At 72.7% G+C, this 23,979-nt stretch carries 18 protein-coding genes; 9 read left to right on the top strand and 9 right to left on the bottom strand.

Annotated elements, in window-relative coordinates; genetic code table 11:
* Positions 1 to 14: 14 nt before the first annotated feature.
* Positions 15 to 641 carry a DUF305 domain-containing protein gene (locus BJ982_RS32680; protein WP_184886468.1) on the bottom strand — a complete coding sequence of 209 codons (627 nt, stop codon included), beginning with the start codon at positions 639 to 641 and terminating at the stop codon, positions 15 to 17.
* A 121-nt stretch (positions 642 to 762) separates the two neighbouring features.
* On the opposite strand from BJ982_RS32680, the gene BJ982_RS32675 reads away from it, so the two are divergent.
* Positions 763 to 1,464, top strand: coding sequence for a thioredoxin-like domain-containing protein (locus BJ982_RS32675; RefSeq protein ID WP_184886466.1), 702 nt, complete (start codon positions 763 to 765; stop codon positions 1,462 to 1,464).
* A 22-nt stretch (positions 1,465 to 1,486) separates the two neighbouring features.
* Here the strand turns inward: BJ982_RS32675 and ald are convergent, their stop codons facing one another.
* The gene (gene ald / locus BJ982_RS32670) at positions 1,487 to 2,602 is read right to left on the bottom strand and encodes an alanine dehydrogenase (protein ID WP_184886464.1); all 1,116 of its coding nucleotides are present in this window, start codon (positions 2,600 to 2,602) and stop codon (positions 1,487 to 1,489) included.
* A gap of 473 nt (positions 2,603 to 3,075) precedes the next feature.
* On the opposite strand from ald, the gene BJ982_RS40725 reads away from it, so the two are divergent.
* The gene (locus BJ982_RS40725) at positions 3,076 to 4,554 is read left to right on the top strand and encodes an excalibur calcium-binding domain-containing protein (RefSeq protein ID WP_184886462.1); all 1,479 of its coding nucleotides are present in this window, start codon (positions 3,076 to 3,078) and stop codon (positions 4,552 to 4,554) included.
* An 80-nt stretch (positions 4,555 to 4,634) separates the two neighbouring features.
* Here the strand turns inward: BJ982_RS40725 and BJ982_RS32660 are convergent, their stop codons facing one another.
* Positions 4,635 to 6,875 (bottom strand): molybdopterin cofactor-binding domain-containing protein, encoded by a 2,241-nt coding sequence (locus BJ982_RS32660; protein WP_184886460.1) that lies wholly within the window; start codon positions 6,873 to 6,875, stop codon positions 4,635 to 4,637.
* 115 nt (positions 6,876 to 6,990) lie between these two features.
* Between BJ982_RS32660 and BJ982_RS32655 the strand changes: the two genes are divergently transcribed.
* From BJ982_RS32655 to BJ982_RS32635, 5 genes are all read left to right on the top strand, one after another.
* Positions 6,991 to 8,640, top strand: coding sequence for a PucR family transcriptional regulator (locus BJ982_RS32655; protein WP_184886458.1), 1,650 nt, complete (start codon positions 6,991 to 6,993; stop codon positions 8,638 to 8,640).
* 158 nt (positions 8,641 to 8,798) lie between these two features.
* Positions 8,799 to 10,133, top strand: coding sequence for a helix-turn-helix domain-containing protein (locus BJ982_RS32650; protein WP_307784619.1), 1,335 nt, complete (start codon positions 8,799 to 8,801; stop codon positions 10,131 to 10,133).
* Positions 10,134 to 10,287: 154 nt separating this feature from the next.
* A complete protein-coding gene (locus BJ982_RS32645; RefSeq protein ID WP_184886454.1) occupies positions 10,288 to 10,884 on the top strand; it encodes a copper resistance CopC family protein in 597 nt (198 codons plus the stop codon).
* Positions 10,881 to 12,890 (top strand): bifunctional copper resistance protein CopD/cytochrome c oxidase assembly protein, encoded by a 2,010-nt coding sequence (locus tag BJ982_RS32640; RefSeq protein ID WP_184886452.1) that lies wholly within the window; start codon positions 10,881 to 10,883, stop codon positions 12,888 to 12,890. The genes BJ982_RS32645 and BJ982_RS32640 overlap by 4 nt, the downstream gene beginning before the upstream one ends.
* Before the next feature lie 309 nt (positions 12,891 to 13,199).
* Entirely contained in the window at positions 13,200 to 13,577 is a 378-nt protein-coding gene (locus BJ982_RS32635; protein ID WP_184886450.1) for a sensor histidine kinase, read from the top strand.
* 11 nt (positions 13,578 to 13,588) lie between these two features.
* Here BJ982_RS32635 and BJ982_RS32630 read toward each other — a convergent pair whose 3' ends face one another.
* Positions 13,589 to 16,423, bottom strand: a complete 2,835-nt coding sequence (locus BJ982_RS32630; RefSeq protein WP_184886447.1) for a type 1 periplasmic-binding domain-containing protein — start codon at positions 16,421 to 16,423, stop codon at positions 13,589 to 13,591.
* Positions 16,424 to 16,692: 269 nt separating this feature from the next.
* Positions 16,693 to 17,199, bottom strand: coding sequence for a GNAT family N-acetyltransferase (locus tag BJ982_RS38725; protein WP_203958960.1), 507 nt, complete (start codon positions 17,197 to 17,199; stop codon positions 16,693 to 16,695).
* A gap of 507 nt (positions 17,200 to 17,706) precedes the next feature.
* Between BJ982_RS38725 and BJ982_RS40720 the strand changes: the two genes are divergently transcribed.
* Both BJ982_RS40720 and BJ982_RS32615 read left to right on the top strand, forming a co-directional pair.
* On the top strand, positions 17,707 to 18,714 hold the full coding sequence (locus tag BJ982_RS40720) for a helix-turn-helix transcriptional regulator (RefSeq protein WP_239122853.1): 1,008 nt from the start codon (positions 17,707 to 17,709) through the stop codon (positions 18,712 to 18,714).
* Between the two features lie 285 nt (positions 18,715 to 18,999).
* A complete protein-coding gene (locus BJ982_RS32615; protein ID WP_184886444.1) occupies positions 19,000 to 19,536 on the top strand; it encodes a hypothetical protein in 537 nt (178 codons plus the stop codon).
* A gap of 55 nt (positions 19,537 to 19,591) precedes the next feature.
* Here the strand turns inward: BJ982_RS32615 and BJ982_RS32610 are convergent, their stop codons facing one another.
* From BJ982_RS32610 to BJ982_RS32595, 4 genes are all read right to left on the bottom strand, one after another.
* On the bottom strand, positions 19,592 to 21,304 hold the full coding sequence (locus BJ982_RS32610) for a thiamine pyrophosphate-requiring protein (protein ID WP_184886442.1): 1,713 nt from the start codon (positions 21,302 to 21,304) through the stop codon (positions 19,592 to 19,594).
* A 107-nt stretch (positions 21,305 to 21,411) separates the two neighbouring features.
* Positions 21,412 to 22,056 (bottom strand): response regulator, encoded by a 645-nt coding sequence (locus tag BJ982_RS32605; RefSeq protein ID WP_184886440.1) that lies wholly within the window; start codon positions 22,054 to 22,056, stop codon positions 21,412 to 21,414.
* Positions 22,047 to 23,249: a sensor histidine kinase gene (locus BJ982_RS32600; RefSeq protein ID WP_184886438.1), complete on the bottom strand. Its 1,203-nt coding sequence runs from the start codon at positions 23,247 to 23,249 to the stop codon at positions 22,047 to 22,049. The genes BJ982_RS32605 and BJ982_RS32600 overlap by 10 nt, the downstream gene beginning before the upstream one ends.
* Positions 23,236 to 23,874: a DedA family protein gene (locus tag BJ982_RS32595; protein ID WP_184886436.1), complete on the bottom strand. Its 639-nt coding sequence runs from the start codon at positions 23,872 to 23,874 to the stop codon at positions 23,236 to 23,238. The genes BJ982_RS32600 and BJ982_RS32595 overlap by 14 nt, the downstream gene beginning before the upstream one ends.
* Positions 23,875 to 23,979 lie beyond the last annotated feature (105 nt).

The raw sequence follows: 23,979 nt of genomic DNA, 5'->3' as shown, positions 1-23,979 counted from the left end.
CTCCAGGCCGGTGATCAGTTGAGGATCGAGGGGTACGGCTTGGCGCCGCGCGCCTGGAGCAGCTCGGTCATGTAGCCGATCTCGCTGTCCTGGGTGTCCACGATGTTCTGCGCGATCGAGCGGACCTCGGAGCGCTTGGACAGGTTCAGCGCGGCCCTGGCCATCTGCACGCCGCCCTCGTGGTGACGGATCATGAGCTGCAGGAACAGGATTTCGGCGTCCTTGCCCCCGGCGGCCTGCAGCTTCTTCATCTCCTGGTCGTTCGCCATGCCCGGCATCGTGGCGGGCGTGCCGGGCGCCACGTGCCCGTGGCCGGCCATCCACGCCATCGCCGGCCGGGTGGTCGCCTGGGTCAGGCCCCACTGCTGGAGCCATCCCATGAAGATGCCGCGCTGGGCCGTCTGCGTGGTGATGATGTCGTAGCTCAGGCCCCGCAGGGCCGTGTCCGCGGTCTTGTCGTAGACCGCGAAGCTCATCTCCACCGCCTGCGCGTGGTGGACCGCCATGTCGCGGGCGAACCCCGCCTCGGCGGAGGCGTCTCCGGGGGGACCGGACCTGCCCGTGATCAGCAGCATCGCCGCGACCGTGGCCAGGCAGGTGATGACGGCCACGAGGATCACGCGCGTTCGTATGGTTGCCATTGCCAGCCAGAGTAGTGATTGTCAGGGCGCTTGAGCGCAAACCTTATTACCCACCCACTATCCTCCACATAAGTATCGGAGCTTGAGCATTCAAGGGTCATGAACAGCCGTTGGAGGACTGATGGCCAAGGAGAGGACGCAGGCGCGGCGAGAGCAACTCGCCCAGCTGCGTGCCGCGCAGAAGCGCAAGGAGCGGCGCACGGCGACGCTCATGTGGGGAGCGGGGGCCTTCGTCATCGTCCTGCTGATCGGGCTGGTCGGCTGGTACGTCATCAAGGACCGGGCCGCCACCTCCCTCGACGGCGTCAAGAGCTTCACCTACAAGAACGGCGAGCACACGCTGATCAAGGTGAACTACAAGGAGAACCCGCCCGTCGGCGGTGAGCACAACCCGACCTGGCAGCAGTGCGGCGTCTACGACGAAGCCCTCAACAACGAGAACGCCGTGCACTCCATGGAGCACGGCGCGGTGTGGATCACCTACCGGCCCGACCTCCCGAAGGACCAGGTCGAGAAGCTCAAGGCCCTGGTCACCACCGACTACCTGCTGCTCAGCCCTTACCCGGGCCTCAAGGCGCCCGTGGTGGCCAGCTCCTGGAACCACCAGCTGGAGTTCACGGGCGTCGACGACCCCAAGCTGAGCAGGTACATCACCAAGTACAAGCAGAACCCCGAGACCACGCCCGAGTACGGCGCCACCTGCACCGGCAAGGGCAGCACCAGCGAGACGGCCGCGCAGGCGCCGATCCCGACGGTGAGCCCGACCGCGGTTCCGAGCCCGGCCGCGAGCTCGATGCCGCAGGCGTCGCCCTCCTCCTCCTGAGTCCCGGGGCCCCGCCCCGGGGTCAGCGCAGCACGGCGGACGGGTCCACGGCCTCCAGGCCGTGGGCCTCGCCGACGGGAAGGCTGGTGAGGACGCCCGCGTGCGTGTTCAGCCCGTGCCCGAGCGCCCGGTCGTCGCGCAGCGCCTCCCGCCAGCCCTTGTCGGCGATCGCCAGGACGTAGGGCAGGGTGACGTTGGTCAGCGCGTACGTGGAGGTCGTCGGGACCGCGCCCGGCATGTTCGCCACGCAGTAGAACACCGTCTCGTGCACCCGGTAGGTCGGGTGCGCGTGCGTGGTGGGGCGCGAGTCCTCGAAGCAGCCGCCCTGGTCGATCGAGATGTCCACCAGCACGGCCCCGTCCTTCATCCGCGAGACCAGGTCGTTGGTCACCAGCTTCGGCGCCCGCGCCCCCGGCACGAGCACGGCCCCGATGACCAGGTCGGCGTCCAGCACGGCGCGCTCGATCTCGTAGGCGTTGGACGCGACGGTCCGCAGGTGCCCCCGGTAGATCGTGTCGATCTGGCGCAGCCGCTCGATGTTCTTGTCCAGCAGCAGCACCTCGGCCTGCATGCCGAGCGCGATGGTCGCCGCGTTCATGCCGGTCACCCCGGCGCCCAGCACGACCACCTTGGCCGGGTACACCCCCGGCACACCCCCCATGAGCACCCCTCTGCCGCCGCCCTGCCGCATCAGGTGGTAGGCCCCCACCTGCGGGGCGAGGCGCCCGGCCACCTCCGACATGGGCGCGAGCAGCGGCAGCGCGCCGTTGGCGAGCTGCACGGTCTCGTAGGCGATGCCGGTCACCCCGGACTCCACCATGGCCAGGGTCAGCTTCCGCGACGCGGCCAGGTGCAGGTAGGTGAACAGGACCTGGCCCTCGCGCAGCAGCGAGTACTCGGAAGGGACGGGCTCCTTGACCTTGAGGATGAGGTCGCCCTCGCGCCAGACCTCCTCGGCCGAACCGAGGATCGCGGCGCCCGCGGCGCGGAAGTCGCCGTCGTGGATGGACGAGCCCTCGCCCGCGCCCTGCTCGACGAACACCTGGTGGCCGTGCCTGACCAGCTCGTTCGCCCCCGCGGGCGTGAGCGCCACGCGGTGCTCCTGATCCTTCACCTCTCGGGGAACGCCGACTTTCATGAGTCCTCCTTGACTCGGTGGCCGCCCGTGGCGGCGGGACCGGTCGCGCGGCCCGCCGCCGGGAGCCCTGTCTCCCTGTGGGATTCGCCTGGTGCTGCCCTCGCGACCATCGCGGGATCCGGCCCCGGCTCGCGCCGTCTTCCCGCCGTGACCCCCGGTGCCGCCCGTCCCGGCGGCGCCATGAACGTCCGCGGGGGCGGGGGGTGACCCTTTCGGCCTGTCCTCTCCTACTTTGCGTGCCCTGCCGGGCGCCGACCACGGAGCAGGTTGGCAGGAATCAGCCCAGGTACGTGGCAGATTGTCAGGACGCCTCCAGCCTAGAACGGGCTTCGGGATCTTTCGTGCTCGGTTAGCCCGAAGCCGGGACCCTCGATAGGCTCGGCCCTGCGATGTCTGGCACAGGGGTGTGGATGCGTAATCCGTCGGCGGGCGATCACGGTGATCGGTCACAGGCGCCGCTGGATCCTCACGGCGTGCCCACCGGCGGCACGGGCGTGCCCGGCGCGGGCGGTCCCCCCGGGGGGCACGGCGCTCGGCCGCCCGGCGGCCGCTCCGGCCCCGGAGGGCCGGCCGGGCCCGGCGACCCCTCGACCCCCGCCGGCCCGCAGGGGCCGCCGCGCGCCTCGCGCTCGACCACCGTCGCCCTGCTCGCTGGGCTCATCGTGGTCGTCATCGTCACCGGCGTCGTCGCCACCATCGCCGTGCTCATGACCCGCCAGCCCGACCGTCCTTTAGGCGCGCCCGCGCCGAGCCGCCTGGCCGCCACGATCCACTTCGCCCCGGTGACCGGCACCCGGCCCGCCCCCTGCCCGAGCCCCGGAGGGGACGCCGTGCTCGACGACGCGGGCACCACCTGCTACCAGCTCGCCCCCGGGGTCACCGTCACCTCCGTGCTGAAGGTCGAGGCCGTCGGTGACGCCGACGGTTCCTACTCCGTCCGCGTCGTCCCCGTGCCCGAGAGCCGCGACCGGCTGGCCTCCCTCACCGAGGACTCGTTGAACGAACTGCTCGCCGTCGTGGTGAGCGACAGGGTCGTGACGGCGCCGCGGGTCGCCCAGAAGCTCACCGGCGACAGTTTCAGCATCTCCGGCCTGACCAAGGAGGCCGCCGACGTGATGGTGGCCCGCCTCTTCGGCCACGGCGCCACCCCCAGCGCCCCCGCCACCACCTGCCCGCCCAGCGCCCCGGACACCGGCCGGCCCTACACGCTGCCCCCGGACGCCCCCGGCCAGACCACCCCGTCCGGAGGCACCGGCCAGGTCCCCCCACCCGGCACCACCGGCCAGCAGGGCTCCCAGAACGGCACGGGCCAGGGTTCCCAGAACGGCACAGGTCAGGGCTCTCAGAACGGCACAGGTCAGGGCTCTCAGAACGGCAGCGGCCAGGGTTCCCAGAACGGCACGGGGCAGGGGCCGTTGAACGGGACCGGGCAGCAGGATCCGCAGAACGGCACCGGTCAGGGGACGTCCCCAGGGGGCGGGGTCACCGACCCCGCGGCGACCGGCGCGCCCGGGGCCGCCGCGACCTGCGCGCCCGGCTCGGGCGCCACCGGCGCGCCCACCGGTCCGGCCGACCCCGCCGCCTCGCCCGGGGCGACCGTCCCGTCCGGGCAGCCGTCCTCCGGCGGCCGGGTGCCGATCGCGCCGACCTCCAGTGGCACCCCGTACCTCGGCGCGCCGTCCGCGCAGGCCACGGGCACGCAGCCCGTCGGTGGCCCGGCGGCCACGGGCGGGCGGACGCCGACCTTGAGCGAGTCCGGCGGGCGGACGCCCGACGCGAAGTCCTCGGGCGCCCTTCCGACGAGCCGCCGCACCGCCGACCCGCGTTTCCCGACCTGCCAGGCCGCCAACGCCGCGGGCTACGGCCCCTACACCAAGGGCGTCCACGAGGAGTACGCCTGGTACCCCGACCGGGACGGCGACGGCGTCGCCTGCGAGCGCGGCGACGGCTGACCCCGAACTCCCGGACCCCGACCTCCCACACCCGGAATGCCCGAGCCTGCGGCGATGGTGGGGCGGCGGGAGGGCCGGGTTCAGGTCAGGGCGATGTCGTGGGGGCGGATCGGGACGCGGGCGAGGGGCAGGCCGGTGGCGGCGCGGACGGCGGCGACGATGGCCGGGGTCGAGGACAGGGTGGGCGGCTCGCCGGCCCCGCGCAGGCCGTACGGCGCGTGCGGGTCGGGGTTCTCCAGGATCGACAGGCGCATGGGCGGCATGTCGAGGATGGTGGGGATCAGGTAGTCGGTGAAGGACGGGTTGAGCACCCGCCCGTCGCGGACCTGGATCTCCTCCATGAGCGCGAGCCCGAGCCCCTGGGCCGACCCGCCGTGGATCTGCCCCTCCAGCGCCGACCGGTTGAGGATCTTGCCCACGTCCTGGACGGCGGTCAGCTCGACCACCTTGACCAGCCCCAGTTCCACGTCGACGTCCACCACGGCGCGGTGCGCGCACAGGGCGAGCTGGGTGTGGGAGTCGCCCTGCCCGGTGACCGGGTCCATGGGGAAGGTGGGCCGGTGGCGGTACTCGCGCGTCTCCTCGATGGGCCCGTACCGCGCCACCAGTTCCTCGGCCGTGAGCCCGGGACGTCCGGCGCGCAGCGCGTCCAGTCGTTCGCGCACCGCCTCGCACGCGGCCTTGACCGCCCCGCCGGTCACGTACGACTGCCGGGAGGCCGAGGTGGAGCCCGCCGAGCCGACCGAGGTGTCGGCGGGGGCGACGGTCACCAGCTCGACGCCGAGCTCGGTGCGGGCGATCTGCGCCTGCAGCGTCACCAGTCCCTGCCCCACCTCCGCCGCCGCGGTGTGCACATGCACGTGCAGCGAGTCGCCGGCCAGCTCCAGCCGCACCCGCGCGGTCGAGTGGTCGTCGAACCCCTCGGAGAAGCAGATGTTCTTGATGCCCACCCCGTACCCGACGCCGCGCCGCACCCCCTCGCCGTGCGTCGTCTGGGCCACCCCGCCGGGCAGCGCCCGCAGGTCGGCGGGCCGGTCCGCGGCGGGCAGGGGCATCGCGGCCAGCTCGCGCAGCATGGCGGCCAGCGGCGCGGGGGAGTCGATGACCTGGCCGGTCGCCAGCCTCGACCCCTGGGACACCGCGTTGCGCACCCGGATCTCCACCGGGTCCAGGCCGCACGCCTCGGCGAGCCTGTCCATCTGCGACTCGTAGGCGTAGCACGCCTGCACCGCGCCGAATCCGCGCATCGCGCCGCACGGCGGGTTGTTGGTGTAGGCGCCGTAGGCGTCGATCTCGATGTTGGGCACCTCGTACGGGCCCACGCCGAGCGAGGCGGCGTTGCCGACGACGGCGGGGGAGGAGGAGCGGTACGCGCCCCCGTCCAGGACGATCTCGGCCCTGACGTGCACCAGCCTGCCGTCGCGGGTGGCGCCGTGCTCGTAGCGCATGCGCGCGGGGTGCCGGTGGACGTGCCCGAAGAACGACTCCTCGCGGCCGTACACCATCTTGACCGGCCGGCCGGTGCGCAGGGCCAGCATGGCGGCGTGGACCTGCATGGACAGGTCCTCGCGGGCGCCGAACGCGCCGCCCACCCCGGAGAGCGCCAGCCGCACCTTCTCCTTGGGCAGCCCCAGGCACGGCGCGATCTGGTCCTGGTCGACGTGCAGCCACTGCGTCGCGACATAGAGGTCCACCCCGCCGTCCTCGGCGGGCACGGCGAGGCCGGACTCGGGGCCGAGGAACGCCTGGTCCTGCATGCCGACCTCGTACTCGCCGGTCACGACGACCTCCGCGGCCCCGGGCGTCCCGGGCTCGGGCACGCGGCCGACCCGCACGGGCTGGTGGCGCACGACGTTGCCGTCCGGCCCCACCGCCGGGCAGTCCGGGTCGAACAGCGCGCGCCGCGCGTCGGTGACGGCCTCGCGCGGCGCGTACTCCACGCGGACGGCCGCCGCCGCGCGCCGGGCGGTCTCCGGGTGGTCGGCGGCGACGATCACGACAGGTTCGCCCTGGTAGCGGACCTGGTCGACGGCCAGCACGGGCTGGTCCCTGTGCTCCAGGCCGTAGAACTTGAGCCCGGGGACGTCCTCGTGGGTGAGCACCGCGCGCACGCCGGGCATCGCCAGCGCGGGGCCGGGGTCGATCGCGCGGATCCACGCCGACGGGTGCGGGGAGCGCAGCGTCGCACCCCAGAGCATGCCGGCCAGGTAGAGATCCGACGCGTAGGCGAACTCGCCGGTGACCTTGAGCGCGCCGTCCGGCCGGGGCGCGCTCGTCCCGACGCCCTGGTCCTGGCCGCGGCCGCTGGCGGTGTGCGTCACAACGGCAGTACATCAGCCGGGCGGTGACGGTCCTATGCGCCGGACCGCGAAACGCCCGGGTGGGTGGGCGGGCCACTTGGAGGTTCCTCCAAAAGATCCTGGTTAGCCTGGAGAGATGCGGATACGCGAGCTGATCGCCATGGGGGAGCTTGGGCTGACCCTGTTGTCGGATCCCGCCCATCTGGACCGGCCGTTCTCCGGGGTGCACATCACCGACCTGCCCGACCCCGGCAGGTACCTGTCCGGCGGCGAGCTGGTGCTCACCGGGCTCATGTGGCGGCGCGAGCCGGGCGACTCGCGCCGCTTCGTCGAGGCCCTCGCCGCCGCCGGGGTCGCCGCGCTCGGCGCCGGGCGCGCGCTGCTCGGCGATGTGCCGCGCGACCTGGCCGAGGCGTGCCGCGCGCATGACCTTCCGCTGCTCGACGTGCCGGAGGAGACCTCCTTCCGCACGCTGGGGGAGAAGGTGGAGGCGCGCCTGGCCGACCCGCGCGGCGCGCTCGGCCTGCACCGCCGCATCGTCGCCGCCGTCGCCGAGGGCGGCGGCCTGGAGGAGCTGTGCGCGCTGACCCGCCGTGAGCTGGGCGTCGAGGGCGCGGTCGTGTCGGCCACCGGCACGGTGGTGGCCGGCGACCTGGACGGCGGTCTCGCGGCGCGGCTGGCCCGCGAGTTCCTCGCCGCGCCCCGGCTGCCGCACGTGGCCCGCACCCCGGACGGGCCGTACACGTTGTTCGCGGTGGATCGCACGCACCGGGCGGCGGGCTGGGCGCTGGTGCTCGGGTCCGACCTGCTGGACCGTGCGGACGTAGGCTTCGAACTGGCGGCCTGCGCGGCGCTCGCGCGGGGCCGGGCCGAGGAGGGGCGACGGGTGGAGCGACGGCTGGCGGGGCAGCTCGTCGCGCTCGCCCGCTCAGCGGCCCCGGACGCGGCCGAGTTGGCGGCGCGGCTGCGCACCTGCGGCATCGGCGCCGCGGAGCCGTACGTCATGGTCGCCGCGACGGCCGCGCCGCCCGGCGCGGCGGCCGGGCCGGGCCCGGCCGAGCTGGGCGGGCGGGTGCTGGAGGAGTCGCTGGCCCGCCGCGTGGTGGCCGCCGTGCAGGCCGGAGACATGGCGGGAGCCGTCGCGATCGTCCCTCTGCGGGCGTTTTCCGGCTCCGGGGCGCGCGAGGACGAACCGAACACGGCACGAGAGAAGAAAGAAAAATGGGAAGACAGGCCTGGCGCAGAGGTGCCCGTGCGACTTACCGTGCAATTGCAAGACCGAACGCATGTGCACCGTAGTGTGCACGCGGTTTTGGGCCTGCTGAGGGACGGAGTGGCGACGCTCCAGGCCGGTCACCGGCAGGTGCGGGTGTCAGTCGGCGTGAGCGCCGTCCTGACCGGGCCCGGAGCCGTCCGCGGGGGCGCGGAAGAGGCGGCTCACGCGCGGCGTCTTGCGGAGGCGCGAGGTGGAGGGGTGGTGACCAGCGATGAGATCTACACCTGTGATCTTCTGCTGGCCACCGTGCCCGACGAGGTGCGGCGATCGTTCGCGCAGCGGATCTTGGAACCGCTTTTCGAGTACGACCGGCGTCACCGGTCGGAGCTGGTCCGTACCCTTGAGGAGTTTCTCGACTGCGCCGGCTCCTGGAACGGATGCGCGGCGCGGCTGCACGTGCATGTCAACACGGTGCGCTACCGCATTCAGCGGGTCGAGGAGCTCACAGGACGGAACCTGTCCTCTATGGCGGACAGGGTTGACCTGTTTCTCGCGCTACGTGCCTGTTGAGTCACAAATCAGCAGCAAGGGAAGTCGTTTGCCATGAGATGGGAAGACGTGGAAGCTTCGGCAGTCATAGCATTGGCTCCGACGCCCAGCAGGGCGAGGAAGCATACGCTCAGGGCCGAGAGGGCGAGACGGCGACGACGCATGGAGAACTCCCGTTCGTGGCAGTTGTCGGGGCTTTACATCTTCAAGGAGTGCCAGTGACTGGTCAAGATCTCATAGGCCAGCGAATCAAGACGATTCGTCGCCAGCGTGGTCTTTCGCAAGCACAACTGGCGCACCCTGAACTCTCAGACAGTTATGTGTCACTCATTGAGAGTGGCAAGCGTACGCCGACGGCGGCGGTTCTGGAACTGCTGGCGGCCAAGCTCGATTGCTCGCTGACATATCTGATCAACGGTGTCACCGCCGAGCAGATGCAGGAGCTGGAGCTCGGCCTGCGGTACGCCAGCCTCGCCCTCAACAACGGTGAGGTCACCGAGGCGCGGCGGCGCTACGCCGAGCTGCTGGAGGACGGCAGCCTCGCCGGCCTCATCTCCCTGCGCCAGGAGGCCGAATACGGCTACGCCCTGGCCAGCGAGGCGTGCGGGGACCTCGACGAGGCGATCTCCGTCCTGTGCCGGCTGCGCGAGCCCGGTAGCGATCCGCTGCCTCCGGACCGTTCCATCGCCGTCGCCATCGCGCTCTCCCGGTGCTACCGCGAGTCGGGCGACCTCGCCGCCGCCGTGCGCGTCGGCGAAGAGGCCATCATCGGCCCGGCCCGCCCCGCCTGGACCGACGACCTCGTCGAGCTCGGGGCCACGCTGCTGTCCGCCTACGAGCTGCGCAACGACATGCTCAGGGCCGAGCAGTTCGCCGCCGAGCTGCTGTCGGCCGCCGAGATGCTCGGCACCCCCCGTGCCACCGTCGCCGCCTGCTGGAACGCCGCCATCGTCGCCGAGCGCACCGGCCGCATCGCCGAGGCCCTGGCCTTCGGCGAACGCGCCCTCGCCATCCAGTCGGAGAACGGCGCCGAGCCGCGCAACCTGGCCCGGCTGCGGCTGGCCGTCGCCGTCCTGCGGTTCCGGGCCAGCCCGGCGGAGGCCGAGGCGTGCCGCGACCTGTTCCTGCGCGGCGAGCGCGAGCTGACCGAGAGCTCCGGCAGCGTCGCCGACCGCGCCCGGTGCGCCGTCGAGCTGGCCAAGGTCGAGATGGCCCTCCACAACCCCGACAAGGCCGCCGGGTACGCCCGCCGGGCCAACGAACTGGCCCAGGAGCGTCCCCGTTCCGTGCGCGCGGACGCCCACCTCGTGCTCGGCAACGCCCTGCTCTCGCTCGGGCGCACGGAGGAGGCCGCCGCCGAGCTCGTCGCCGCCGAGGACCTGCTGTCCTCCTCGCCGGTCACGCGCAAGACGGCCGAGGGCTGGCTGACCGCCGCCACCGCCCTGGAGCGGATGGACGACGGCGAGGCCAGCGTGGCCGCCTACCAGCAGGCCCTGGCCTGCGTCGGCCTGTGATCCACCGGGCCCGCTGAGCGGGTCCCTCACGTCCTCGCGGGGCGCCGTCCCCGCGAGGACGTCGTGTTTCCGGAGCCGGTCCCACGCCGCCCTCCCCCGGTAGGGGTGAGTTGTGGTAGGGACCGGCCTGACCCCTGAGTAGCCTTAGGGCATTATGAGGACTTCTCCGCTCGCCGCCGCGCTCGCGCTCCTCGCCGCCCTTGTGCTCGGCACCGCCCTGGCCTCGCCGGCGCTGGCCCACACGGCCCTGAAGAGCAGCGACCCCAAGAAGGGCTCCACGGTCGAGACCCTGGAGGGGGTGACGCTGACCTTCACCGAGAGCGTGAAGTTCCCCGTCGTCCTGGTCCGTGACGCCGACGGCCGCGCCCACCAGGACGGCAAGGCGAAGCTCGACGGCGCGACGGTCACGCAGAAGGTCTCCGGCGCGCTGCCGTCCGGCAAGTACGTCATCGCCTGGCGCGTGGTCTCGGTCGACGGCCACCCCATCGAGGGGGAGATCCCCTTCACCGTGAAGGCCCCCACCGCCGCCTCGCCGACGCCCACCACCTCGGAGACGTCCTCGGCGCCGGCCTCGCCCGAGCAGCCCGCGCCCGTGACGAGCTCGCCGCCGCCCTTCACCCCGACCCCGGTGGCCGGCCAGGCCGACCAGCAGGACGAGGGCTCCGGCATCCCCGCCTGGCTGTGGATCGCCGTCTTCGGCATCGCCGGCATCGGCATCGGCACGGCGATCAGCCTGCGGAAGAAGTCGTGAGCAGGGCGGTCCGTCTCGCCGTCGCGGGGGTGTGCGCGGCGCTCGCGGGCCTGGTCGCCGCCATGGTCGCGGGCGGCGCGGCCACCCCCCGCATCATCCCCGGCCTGCCCGACGAGGGCACTCTCACCCGGTGGGCGTTGCCCGTCTCCAAGCTGACCATGGACGTCGCCGGCGTGCTGACCGTCGGCCTGCTGCTCACCGCCACCGTCTTCCTGCCCAGCGACAAGGGCCTGCTGGGCAAGCCCGCCCAGGTCTACGTGCGGGCCGCGGCGTGGACGGCGCTGCTCTGGGCGCTCGCCGCCGCCTCGTCGCTGGTGTTCAGCCTGTCGGAGACCCTCGGCATCCCCGTCGCCGAGGCGCTCGGCGGCAACGAGCTCACCAGCTACGCCAGCCAGGTCCCGCAGGGCATCTCGCTCACGCTCGTGGTGCTGTTCGGCACCGCCATCGCGCTGTTCTCGCGCGGCGCGATCACCACAGGCGCCTCAGGCGGCCTGCTGGTGCTGGCTTTGGCCACGCTCATGCCGCCGGCGCTCACCGGCCACTCCTCCTCCGCGCCCAACCACAGCCTCGCCACGACCGGCGTCGCCCTGCACCTGGCGGTGCTGTCGCTGTGGGTGGGCGGGCTGCTGTTGCTGTGCGCCCACGCCCTGCGCGGCGGGCCGCACCTGGACCTCGCCGCCGACCGCTTCTCCCGCATGGCGCTGTGGTGCTTCATCGGCACCGGCCTCTCCGGCATGTTCAGCGCGCTGGCCCGCCTGACCTCCGTCGCGGAGCTGTTCACCACCTCCTACGGGCTGATCCTCGTGGCCAAGGCCGTCGCCTTCACCGCCCTCGGGGTGCTCGGATGGTGGCACCGCCGCCGTACGCTGCCCGAGCTGTCCGCGGGCAGGCCCGGCGCGTTCGTCCGGCTCGCGGGGGCCGAGGGCCTCGTCATGCTGCTGGCCGTGGGCCTGGCGGTCGCCCTCTCGCGCACCGCGCCGCCGCCGCTGCTGGACCAGCCTCTGGACCGGGCGTTCGAGCTGCTCGGCTACGTCGTCCCGCCGCCGGTCTCGGTGGCCAACCTCGCGTCCCTGTGGTGGTTCGACCTGTTCTTCGGCGTGATCGCCGCCGTCCTGGCCGGGCTGTACGGCGCGGGGGTGGTCCGGCTGGCCCGCCGCGGCGACCGCTGGCCGGTGGGCCGCACGATCAGCTGGGGCGTGGGCGTGCTCCTGCTGGTGCTGGTCACGCAGAGCGGCGTCGCCCGGTACGCGCCGGTGCTGTTCAGCGTGCACATGGCCGAGCACATGGTTCTGTCGATGCTGGTGCCGATCTTCCTGGTGCTCGGCGCCCCGGTGACGCTCGCGCTGCGCGCGCTGAAGCCCGCCGCGCGGCGCGGCGACCGCGGCCCCCGCGAGTGGATCACGGCGATCCTCCACAGCAGGATCACCAAGGTCGTCACCCACCCGGCCGTGGCCACGATCCTCTTCGTGACCTCCACCTACATGCTGTACTTCACGCCGCTGTTCACCGCGGCCATGGAGGAGCACCTCGGCCACATCGCGATGACGCTGCACTTCCTGCTCAGCGGCTGCCTGTTCTTCTGGGTGATCATCGGCGTGGACCCGGCGCCCACCCGGCTGCCCTACGTCGGGCGGCTGCTGCTGTTGTTCGTGACCATGCCGTTCCACGCGTTCTTCGGCATCGCGCTGATGAACATGGGCACCGTGATCGCCGCCGAGTGGTACGACCAGCTCGGCCGCACCTGGGGGGCGTCGGGGCTGGCCGACCAGAGCACCGGCGGCGGCATCGCCTGGGCCTTCGGCGAGATCCCCACGCTGATCGTCCTGATCGCGCTGGCCTTCCAGTGGTACCGGGCCGAGGACCGCACGGCCCGGCGCGCCGACCGCCGCGCCGACGCGCGCGCCGCGCGGGTGGGCGGCACCGGGGACGCCGCGTTGGACGCCTATAACGCCTACCTTGCCAAGCTCAATAAAATGGACAGTCTGGACAAGACTGGCAAAGAATGACGTTTCACCCCGGTTTCCCTATGGCGATCCCGGGCAAACCAGGTACCCCCGGTCACTGAACGCGCCGCCTCCTACCTGCGGGTAGCGTGGCAGGTGAGGGTTTCGGGCATATACACAATGGGTGGGCTTGGGTCGGACGCCTCGCCCGGGGTCGTCCCATCACTGTCCCATTCAGGTACAACCGCTTTTCAAGCACGCGCCGGTAGCGTCGCCCCGATCAATGAGCGGGGCGTACGGGTGGGGACCGGATTCACGTCGGCTGAGCGGTGCGCCGGGACGGAGGGTGGGGAGTTGTACGAAGAGCTGGCCATGCGCGGAAAGCGAAGTCTGGCGCGGGCGATAGAGGACTACCTGACGGAGTGGTCGGAGCGCACCGGGATCACCGTCGAGGTCTGGGCGATGCCCAAGGACCGCGTCACCGGGCCGGTCGCCGACGCCGTCTACGCGGTGGTGACCGAGGCCCTGACCAACGTCGAGCGGCACAGCGGCGCTCACACCGTGTCGATCGCGCTGACCACCGGCGGGGCCGGGCTCCGGCTCACCGTCAGCGACAACGGCATCGGCTTCCCTCCCGGGCGCACCGGCCGGGGCATGGACCTCATGAAGCTGCGGTTCAGCCAGGTCGGCGGCGTCCTGACGATCAACAGCGTGGTGGGAGAGGGCACCACCGTCAGCGGCCGGATCTGACCGCGTCCACGTCAGGGCTCGCGGCAGTCCGCCGTCGCCGGCTGCTTGGCGTACAGCTTGCCGCACTGGCGTATCACCACCTGGCGGCCGTCGGGGTCCAGCGCCACCAGCAGGATCGGACGGTCCTTGGCGTGCCGCCGGTCGGCGGCGCCGTGCAGCTTGACCAGACCGCTGTCGCCGTCGATCTCCTGGAGGTTCTCCAGCGCCAGCAGCACGCCGCCCCGGTCCACCACGGGAGGCGGGCCGTCCGGCGCGGCGGTGACGCCCTGCCCGGCGAAGGCCTCCTGGGCGGCGGCCATGAGCGCCACCGCGGCGTCCTGGGCCTGCACCGCGTACTCGGGCGAGGGCAGATGCGTCCGCGGAAGGCGGGTCATGCCCAGCGAGGCGGTGAGCGCGTCCAGCCGCCGGTAGAAGTCCGTCTTGAACTTCGCGGGGAAGACCCGCTGCTGGTCGCGGGTGGCGCTCGGCGGCGCGAGCGCGACGTACATCACCCGCACGCGCTGGTTGCCGCCCAGTTCAGGGGCATGGTCGTTGACGTACTGGGTGACGTCGTCGTTGGCCATGATGGTCAGTCCCTGGCACTGGGACTGTTCGATCGCCGTGACGAACGCGCCGAACTGCGCCGTCCGCCCCGCGTAGTACATCAGGTCCGGCTGCGTCTTCTGGCCGCAGGCCTTGGTGACCAGCGCGGGAAAGTCCCGCGCGTGACGGTACGGGACGGGCTCGGCCTCCCGCCCGAAGGCGGCGGTGAACTTCGCGCCGAGATCCGTGCCGATCAGGTCGGTCGAGGTGCTGTCGATGAACACCTTCGCCGTCCTGGCCCCGCGCACCTTCCGCTCGGGGACGCCCGCGCGCGCCCAGCCCGCCGCGACGGCGGCGAGCCTGCTGTTGGGCGGGGCCAGCGGGAAGAACGACGGCACGCGCCTGCCGTCCCGCACCCGCACGTCCAGGTCGTCGAACGTCGCCGTCGTGCTGATCACGGGCAGCGCCTTCCTGCCCAGCTCCTCGATCGCCGCGCGGACGTGCGTCCTGCTCTCGCCGAGCCCGATCACGCCGATGATCGTCGGATCCTCCTCGGCCCTGCGCACCGTCTCGCGGGCGACGTCCTGCGCGTACCGGAAGTCGGCGCCCGCGTTCGCCAGGACCACCCGCATCTGCAGCAGGCTTCCGTCGGTGTTGTTCTCGATGAGCCGGCCCTGGGCCAGGGCGATCCCGGCGAGCTCGCCGTGGATGTCGGTCAGCGGATCGTAGGCCCCGGCCTGCGAGGTGCCCGAGGTGGTCAGCTTGCCGAAGTAGACCACGGTCGCGTACGGATGGCCGGACGTGAGGATCGCCCGGTTCTGCCGGTCGATCAGCCCGAGCACGGGCGCCAGGTGGGGCGCGAACTCGAACCCGCCCTCGCTCACCCCCACGCACTCGCCCGTGGAGGTCCGCCAGATGCCGGGGCCGCAGGTCGCGGTGGCGGTCGCCAGCACCCGCACCAGCGAGACGGCGACCAGCGCCGTGACCGCGATCCAGGGGATGAGCGGATGGGCGAGCAGGGGACGCGGCCTGCGGTACACGGGCAGGGAGTTGGCCTTGGCCACGGCCTGCTCGTCCTCGGCCTCCAGCTCGATCCGCAGGTCGCGGACGGATCCGAGGGCGCGGTCCCTGGCCAGCTCGGCGCCCCACCGGTCCCACAGCTCCTCGGCGGTGTCGGGACGCCCGGCCAGCACGCCGGGCCGGGAAGCCGGTCCGGGCCGCTCGCCCGGACCGGTCACGACCACCAGCAGGGGATCGGCCAGGCGGGCGGCCCCGCGCACCTCTTCTATGCGCGACACCAGGCGCGGGTCGCCGCCGTTCACCAGCATCACCGGATAGGACGTGCGGGCCCAGGCCACCCGCCGCCAGACCTTCCACAGCCGCCGCTCGAACCCCTGGCGCAGATCCTCCAGGAAGGCGTTCACCAGCAGGCGCTCGATCTCGTCGTTGGCCTGCGCGGCCTCGCGCGACCGGCGCGGCTCGGCCGCTGCCGCGTCGTCGCGCGCGGACAGCAGGCGCACGGCGAAGCCGGTCAGGTCGCGGGGCTGGTTGCGGCGGTTCTCCGGCATGAGGTACGGCTGGCGCAGGAACCACATGTACCGCCGCCGCCCCGCCCACGTGCGCGACAGCAGCAGGACGTGGAGGGAGCCGATGACCGGGCCCGCCAGCAGGGCGCACAGGCCGAACAGGGTGGTGAGCTGGTCGGCCCAGCCCGCGCTCAGGATCGCCGTGGCGGCGGCCCACGCCGGCAGCGGCCCCTCCGCGTACGCCCGGACGTTCTTCCAGAACGACCTGCGCTCCTGCTCGGTGCCCGTCTTGATCTGCCTGCGCCGCTGGTTCATCGCCCGCCGCACCCCGTCGCGCAGCTCGTGGCCCTCCTCGGTCACGTGCAGGCCGAGCAGCCACTGGACCTGCGCGAACAGCGGGAAGCGCAGGTGGGCCTCGCCGGGCGCGGCGTGCTCGGCGAGGTGCCTGGTGGCGTCCCAGAGCTGGGCGGCCAGCGCGGCGTACGGGGGAGCGGAGCGCTCGTCCGGCGGGTCCTGGGCCGGGGCGACCACGGTGTGCGGGGTGCCCGCGCACCGCTCTTCGAAGGCGTCGGCCAGCGCGGAGGTCGCCTCCCAGGGGCCGGTCACCCACAGGATCGGCAGAGGGATGTCGCCGCCGCGCCGGGTGGGGCGGATGCGGATCCGGTCGAAGACGCGGAGGAACTCCTGCAGGCCCTCGCGCCGCGACTGCGGGGTGTGGGCGGGCTCGGCGGGGGCCCGGCCGGGCGACGGCACGGGACGCGGGCCTTCCGGGGTGGCGGAGGGGAGTGCTGAGGACACGGATCTCCTCCGGGTCGACGGGGGGCGCCGAGGGGGAACCGCTATTTAATACGCGACCGTGAACGATTTCTCACGGGGTCCAGCATATGCGGCCGGAGCGTGCGGCGTGGGGGTGATCAGCGGCTTCGCGGGCGAAAAGGCGTGCGTGCGGGGCGTCGCGCGGCGGGGGGCATATGCGCGGCCGTTCGATCCGTGGGGTGGACGGGTTCGATGCAGTAATGAAAAACACTGAAAATCGGTATATTGCGGGCTGAAATTCAGAGGGTCCGTCAGAGGTCGCGGCGCATGCACACGCGCGGCCACCGGTCCAGCCCCTGCGCGGCCTCCTCGCGGCGCAGCGCCCGCAGGCCCGGCGTCAGCTCGCCGTCGTCCAGGGACCAGAACCCGCAGCGCTCGTAATAGGGCGCGTTCCACGGCACCCGCGCGAACGTGATCAGCGTGAGCGCCGGGAACCGCCCGGCCCGCGCGTAGGCGGCGGCGTGGTCGATGAGCGCCCGCCCGAGGCCCCGGCGCGCCGCGTCCGGGTGGACGGAGACCTGCGCCAGGTGGAGGTTGCCGTCCACGACCTCGGCGATGAGATAGGCGAGGGGACGCTCCTCGGCGTCGGTCGTCACCCACGCCCGCCCCGCCCCCTGGTACCCGGCGAGGACCTCCAGGGAGAGCGGCTCCTCGTCGGCGACCGACGGCATGCCGATCTCGCGGAAGAGCCGCCCGGCGGCGCGTTCGATGTCCTGCAGCACGGGGAGTTCGCCGACGGCGGCCACGCGAATGCTCACCGGATCATTGTGGCGGGAGTGAGGTCGGCTGAACAGCGATATATCCACTGCCCTGTCACCCGGAGGCCGCCCGGCGGCGGCACGGTGCCGGCACGGTGCCGGCCCTGGGCGGGCCGCCGGCGCGCGGGCGCCGGGGGAGGGCCGGACGGAAGACGAGAACACGCCCTTCACGAACGGCGTGATCGGGCGTGTCGACCGGTCTCCGCCGGACTTGACTGGTGACCGGCAATATCGAGTCAGCGCATGCGGAGCGTAGCCTTTCGTTTCCGGAGCGAATTGGCGCGTTCTAATCCATGCCACTGTCATATATCCGCAGGCAGGGGGCATGGTGACGGCTTTGAGGGGTGTCTGCGGTGTGCCGGCGGTGAAGGTGAAGGATATCTTAATGGCAACCAAATTCAGTGAAATGATGACATGGCAGGTGCCAGTCAGGAAGGCTCACTCCGGGTCCGATCTTCGCGGGCACCGAGTGTTTCGCCGGCGCCGCAGTCAGTCATGGGAGGACGCGTGTCCGTGCCTCGTTCGCGCTCCGGGTTCTCACCGGAGGTCGCCGCGGCGCTGAGCCAGGCCGACCGCGGAATCCGGGCGCGTGTGGGCGATCACTACGCGCTGTTCGACTACTGGCGCTTCGCCATGAGCACGCTCTGCGCCGTGGACGCGTTCTATGTTGGCTTTTACCGGGACGACCGGAAAATCGTATATCCTTACACCTTCGACGTGACGCTGCCCGTGAAGCAGTACATCCCCCCGGAGGTGTCCGGCTACGGGCCGAAGGGGCAGGCGGCCTGGATCCTCCGGCACCGGCGCGCGTACACCTTCGCCGACGACAACGGCGCGCTGCTGCACAACGGGGCCGCGTTCGGCGACGAGAAGCGCCCCTCGGCGGACGCCGTCACGATCCCCGTCTTCGAGCGGCGCGACGCCGGGCAGGTCGTGATCGGGCTCGCGTCGATGCAGTCGTACAAGGCCGGGGTCTACACCGGCGAGCACGCGCGCGCGTTCGAGTGGACGGCGCGGTCGGTGGCGACCGTGCTCGCCCGGGAGCGCGAGGACGCCCTGGACCGCGAGGAGCTGGCTCCACCGGGGGCGGGTTCCGAGACGGACCCGCCCACCGTCATGGAGGTCGTGCAGGACGTGTCCGCCATCCTCGCCGCCCTGCACGCCGGGATCTGCGAGCTGGAGGAGGCCGCCGCACTGGAGGGGTCGCCGCTGCTCGGTCGGGTCCGCAGGCTCAGGCGGCGGTGCGAGCAGGGGCAGACCGCGACGATGGACATCATCGCCCGCCCCTCGCTGCGCGAGGAGAACCTGCTCAACTCGCTGTCCTCCAAGGAGCGGGAGATCGCCTTCCTCATCGCCAGGGGAGGGATGACGAACAAGGAGATCGCCGCCCGTGTTTTCGTCACCGAATCCACCATCAAAGGCCACGTCTCGCGGATACTGCGGAAACTCGGCGTCGAACAGCGGTCGGGCATCGCCGCCAGGCTCGGGCATTTCAGCGAAGAACCTCACTGGTAAGGCTTCTTACCGTCGGACGCCGCGGTCAGGATCCGGCCGGGCCGCGTGGCCCGCGCGTGTTTCCGCACGTGGCGTTCACCGGTGTTCACGCGCCGGGCGCCGGCAGTACTTAGTACTGAGAGCTTCGCCGGAAAACCCGCCGTGGATGTGGACGCCGGAGATGATCCGTGGGGATATGGTCCTTATGTCTAAAGGGAGGGTTTGTCCGAACCTGCCGGTTTTCTTGGCATACGTACGAGCCGTATGCCGGGGCCGGACGGCGCGGACACAGGCAAGGAGCCGGCTATGGAGGGGTTGACCATCGCCATCCTCCTGGTCACGCTCGTCTTCGGAGTCCTGGTCTCCTGGCTTCACCGCCAGGGGATGGCGGCGCGCGAGCGCGTCTGCGGGGAGTTCCCCCTCGCTCCGGACCGGGCGATGCGGATCACGTTGGAGGCGGGTCTGACGACGCGGGAAAGGCTCTTGGGGAAGGCCGTGCCCGTGCACTGCACAGGAAAGGGGATGAAGGTCGCGTTCGCCTGCCGGGCGGGAGTGATGAGCTTCGAGATCAGCGGGCTCGGTCACGCGGCGGGAAGCCGGGTGCTCGCGCACGCCGAGGATCTGGCCGTCATCCGGCTGCCGGAGGTGGGGGGCCTCGGGGCGTCGGCGACGAACGTGGTGTACCTGAAGGGAAGCCTGGCGAGGAACCCCGCCAGGCTGCTCCGCCGGCGCGAGCGCGTCTTCCGCGCGCTGGAGCGGGCGGCGCGACGGCAGGACGACCTCGCGGACGACGGGCGCGTGGGGAGACGCGTCGACGTGGGAGGCCGGTCGCAGATGAGGTGACAGCGCGACGGGGCGCGTGTCCGGACGTCAGGTCCCGGGCGCGCGCCCCGCCGTCCTAGTCGGGCAGGACGCGGACGTCGATCACCGCGGAGCGGCCGGACTCCACCGACTGCAGTCCCCGGCGCAGCGCCGGGACCAGCGCGGCGAGGGCCGTGACGGTCTCGCCGTGGGCGTGGCAGGCGCGGGCGACCGCCGCGAAGTCCGGCGGCGCGGCGAACCGGGTGCCCTCGGCGTCGCCCCGGGCGGCGGACAGGCCGTCGGGGAACAGTTCGAAGACCGGCAGCCTGCTCGCGCGGTACCCGTTGTTGTTCACCACCACGGCCATGATCGGGGCGTTCGCCTCGGCGGCCAGGCACAGCGCCGCCGTGGGCACGCCGAACATGAAGCTGCCGTCGCCGACCACGGTCACGACCCGGCTGCCCGGCGAGGCCATGCGCACGCCGACCGCCCCGGCCAGGCCCCAGCCCAGCCCGGGGGTCCCCGCGCCGTACATCGTGCCGGGCAGGGTGCGGTGCAGGGTCTCGTGCAGGGCCCCCGCGCTGGTCACGGCCTCCTCGACCACCAGATCCTGGGGGACGAGCACCTTGTTGAGCGCCGTGAACACCTCCTCGACGGTGATGTGGTCGCCGGCCGGGCGGGCGGCGGGCGGCGGGGGCGCGCCGGCGCCGGACGGCGCGTCCGCGGCGAGGCCGGGCCGGTCGTCGGCCGGGGTGAGCCCGAGCTCCTCCAGCCGCACGGCGATCTGGTCGAGGGCGGTGGCGCCGTCGGCGGTCACCGCGAGGTCCACCGGGAACGTCCACAGCGGCATGTCGGTCTTCAGCGGGTCGGCGTCGATGTGCACGATCGTGGCGTTGTCGCGGGGACGGGTGACCTTGGGGATCCACGGCACGTCGGCGTCCGCGACGAGGATCAGGTCGGCCTCCTCGACGGCCCGCCGCGCGTCCGCGGCCGAGAGGACGTTCATCGGGTGGGAGGTGGAGATGTTGACGCAGCCGCTCTCGGCCAGGTCGACGACCCGCACGCCCGCCAGGTCCGCGAGCCGGGTGACGGCGCGGAAGCCGTCGGGGCGCCTGCCCGTCTTGGCGGTGATCAGCAGCGGGCGCTCGGCCGCGACCAGCCGCTCGGCGATCCACCGCACGGTCTCGGCGTCCGCCGCGGGAGGCCGGGGGACGGCGTAGCCGGTGGTGCGGCCGAGCTCGGGCGCGGGCGGGTCCATCAGCACGTCGCGCGAGACCATGAGGTAGGCGGGGCCGGGCAGGCCGCCCGCCGCGACCTGCGCGGCGCGCCCGATCGCGCGGGCCAGCATCTGGGGGCGGGTGATCTCGGTCACCCATTTGGTGTACGCGCGGACGGTCCCGGCCTGGTCGGGCACGTCCTGCAGCCAGTGGATCGGGGTGGAGCGCCCGCCCGGGGCGTCGGGCTCCTCGCCGTACGGCGTCTTGCCGGCGATGACGATCACGCCGGCCCGGTCGCGCAGCGCGTTGTGCATCATCGCGCCGAGGTTCTGCGTGCCGACGTCCACGTGTACGAACACGCACTGCGGGCGGCGGGTGACCTGCCAGTACCCGTGCGCGGCCGCCAGCGCGACCGACTCGAAGGAGCAGGTCACGATGTTGGGGATCACCACGCCCGCCTTCGCCAGCGTGGCCGCGGCCTCCTGCAGCGGGGCCGAGTCCGTTCCCGGGTTCAGGAACAGGTGCTCGACGCCGTGCTGCGCCAGCAGCCACAGCAGGTGCTCCGCGGTCGTCGCCGGCCGGAAGTCGTCCACGCGGTGTCTCCTCGTGCTAGGCGGCGTCCGTCGCCGGCGTTGACATATAGGAAATCCGATCGTATGTGATCGGTACCCCGCCCGTCAGGCCCGCGGCGCCGGCGGCGTCATGTCCCGATGAAACGCAGGACGGCCAGCACCCGGCGGCTGTACCCGGTGACGTGGGACAGCGCCAGCTTGTCGAAGATCGCGTTGACGTGCTTCTCGACCGCGCTCTGCGAGACGTGCAACTGCGCGGCGATCGAGGCGTTGGTGTAGCCCTGCGCCATGTGCCCGAGCACGTCGCGCTCGCGGGGCGTCAGCGTGGCCAGCGGGTCGGCGTGCGTGGTGCGGGCCAGCAGCCGCCGCACGACCTCCGGGTCGAACGCCGCGCCGCCGGCCCCCACCCGCTCCAGCGCGTCCAGGAAGTCCGACACCTCGGCCACCCGGTCCTTCAGCAGGTAGCCCACGCCCGCCACGTCGCCGCCCATCAGCTCGGTGGCGTACTTGCGCTCGACGTACTGCGACAGCATCAGCACCGGCGTGCCCGGCCAGCGCCGCCGGATCTCCAGGGCCGCCCGCAGCCCCTCGTCGGTGTGGGTCGGCGGCATCCGCACGTCGGCCACCACGATGTCGGGACGGCGTTCGGCGACGGCCGCGAGCAGCGCGGCGGCGTCCCCGACGGCGGCCTGCACCTCGTGGCCCTCCTCGGCGAGCAGGCGCACCAGCCCCTCGCGCAACAGCGCCGAGTCCTCGGCCAGGATCACCCGCATGGCAGCTCCGCGGTCACGCTCGTCGGCCCCCCGGGAGGGCTGTGGACGGCGAGGCGCCCGTCCAGCGCCGCCACCCGGCGCGCGAGCCCGGACAGGCCGCCGCCCGCCGGGTCGGCCCCGCCCCGTCCGTCGTCATGGACGCGCACGACCAGCATTGTGCCCGCACGGGCCAGGCGGACGGTGACGAGCCCGGCCCCGGCGTGCTTGGCGGCGTTGGTGACCGCCTCGCACGCCACGAAGTACGCCGCCGTCTCCAGGTGCGGCGCGGGCCGCTCCTCCAGCCCGTACTCGACCCGCACGGGGACGGCCGCGCGTTCGGCGAGCGTCGCCAGCGCCTCCTGCAGCCCCAGCGAGTCCAGTCCGCTCGGGTAGGCGCGCCAGGCCACCTCGCGCAGGTCGCCGATCGCGGCCCGCGCCTCCTGGTGCGCCTGCGCGAGAAGCGCGTCCAGCAGCTCGGGCGAGCGGCCCCGGCGCGCCCGCCCGATCAGCACCGCGAGGGCGACCAGGCGCTGCTGCAGCCCGTCGTGCAGGTCGCGCTCGATGCGGCGCCGCTCCTGGTCCACGGCCGCGACCACCCCGGCGCGGGTCTCGGCCAGCTCGGTGATCCGCCGTTCCAGCCGCTCGGTCGGGCTCGGGCCGAGCAGGCGGACGGCCAGCGCGCGGTCCAGGTTGAGCACCCCGATCATGCCCATCACGTCCAGGAACAGCAGCAGGGCCGCGCCGGTGCCGATGTACAGGACGATCCAGGGCGTGGGCGGGATGTCGTCGAAGGTGCCGCGGGTCAGCCAGGCCGCCGCGACCTGTCCCATCGTGCCCGCGCCGATCGCCAGCAACAGCAGCACGGCGCCGCCGAGCAGGCCCACCGGCCAGCGCGCCGCCACGTAGGCCAGCGGCCGGGAGCCCCGGGCCGGCGACTCCGGCAGGCCGCGCGCGCCGCAGAAGCGCAGGCGCCGCAGCTCCAGCGCGGCCAGCCACCGGGCCGCCCCTTCCACCGCCCGCCCCGCGTGTCGTCCCCGCGGGCCGCCCGCCCGGAACGGGAGGGCGGCGGCCCCGGCCACCGCGCAGGCCAGCTCCGCGGGCGCGGTCACCGTGCCGAGCGCCAGTCCGGCGAGCAGCCGCACGGCACGCCGGACCGCACGCCCGCGCCACGTCGTCCCCGGGACCGCGCCGGTCGCCTCCTCAGCGAGAGCCATGCCTGCCTTTGCGCCGCTCGGCCAGCCGCATCCACACGAACACGATCACGGTCAGCGCCACCAGCCCGAGGACGATCTTGCTCAGGATGCCCGCGTAGGTCTCCACCAGCGACCAGTTCTCGCCCAGCAGGTATCCGGCCAGGACGAACGCGGTGTTCCAGATGAGGCTTCCGCAGGTGGTGAGCAGGGTGAACGACACGATCGGCATGCGTTCGACGCCCGCGGGAATCGAGATCAGGCTGCGGAAGATCGGGATCATCCGCCCGAAGAACACCGTCTTACGGCCGTGTCTGGCGAACCACGCCTCGGACTTCTCGACGTCGGACACCTTGATCAGCGGCAGCCGGCTCGCGATGGCCACCACGCGGTCGCGCCCGAGCAGCGCCCCGACGGCGTACAGGGCCAGCGCGCCGATGACCGAGCCCAGCGTCGTCCACACCACCGCGTCGAGCAGGTCCATCCGGCCCTGGCTCGCGGTGAACCCCGCCAGCGGCAGGATCACCTCGCTCGGCAGCGGTGGGAACAGGTTCTCCAGCGCTATGGCGAGCCCCGCTCCCGGCGCGCCGAGCTGTTCCATGAGTCCGATCGCCCATCCGGCGACCCCGTCAACGGTCGTCGTGTTCATGCCCGAGAGGCTATGCAACATCGGACATATGCGGGCATGAGGAGCACCACCGGCCTTCCGGCGGTGCTCCGCATCGAGGCCCTGCGGAAAACCACACCCCGCGCG

The sequence above is a fragment of the Sphaerisporangium siamense genome (assembly GCF_014205275.1).
GTDB lineage: Bacteria > Actinomycetota > Actinomycetes > Streptosporangiales > Streptosporangiaceae > Sphaerisporangium > Sphaerisporangium siamense.
The sequence above is the reverse complement of the archived record's forward strand: the minus strand, read 5'-3'. Positions and strand labels throughout refer to the sequence as shown.

Excerpts from the sequence above, each read along its gene's own strand:
- BJ982_RS32655 (WP_184886458.1), top strand. The coding sequence starts at position 6,991 with ATGCGGATACGCGAGCTGATCGCCATGGGGGAGCTTGGGCTGACCCTG.
- BJ982_RS32635 (WP_184886450.1), top strand. The coding sequence starts at position 13,200 with ATGCGCGGAAAGCGAAGTCTGGCGCGGGCGATAGAGGACTACCTGACG.
- BJ982_RS32675 (WP_184886466.1), top strand. The coding sequence starts at position 763 with ATGGCCAAGGAGAGGACGCAGGCGCGGCGAGAGCAACTCGCCCAGCTG.
- BJ982_RS32680 (WP_184886468.1), bottom strand. The coding sequence starts at position 641 with ATGGCAACCATACGAACGCGCGTGATCCTCGTGGCCGTCATCACCTGC.
- ald (WP_184886464.1), bottom strand. The coding sequence starts at position 2,602 with ATGAAAGTCGGCGTTCCCCGAGAGGTGAAGGATCAGGAGCACCGCGTG.
- BJ982_RS32595 (WP_184886436.1), bottom strand. The coding sequence starts at position 23,874 with ATGAACACGACGACCGTTGACGGGGTCGCCGGATGGGCGATCGGACTC.
- BJ982_RS32645 (WP_184886454.1), top strand. The coding sequence starts at position 10,288 with ATGAGGACTTCTCCGCTCGCCGCCGCGCTCGCGCTCCTCGCCGCCCTT.
- BJ982_RS32615 (WP_184886444.1), top strand. The coding sequence starts at position 19,000 with ATGGAGGGGTTGACCATCGCCATCCTCCTGGTCACGCTCGTCTTCGGA.
- BJ982_RS32600 (WP_184886438.1), bottom strand. The coding sequence starts at position 23,249 with ATGGCTCTCGCTGAGGAGGCGACCGGCGCGGTCCCGGGGACGACGTGG.
- BJ982_RS32605 (WP_184886440.1), bottom strand. The coding sequence starts at position 22,056 with ATGCGGGTGATCCTGGCCGAGGACTCGGCGCTGTTGCGCGAGGGGCTG.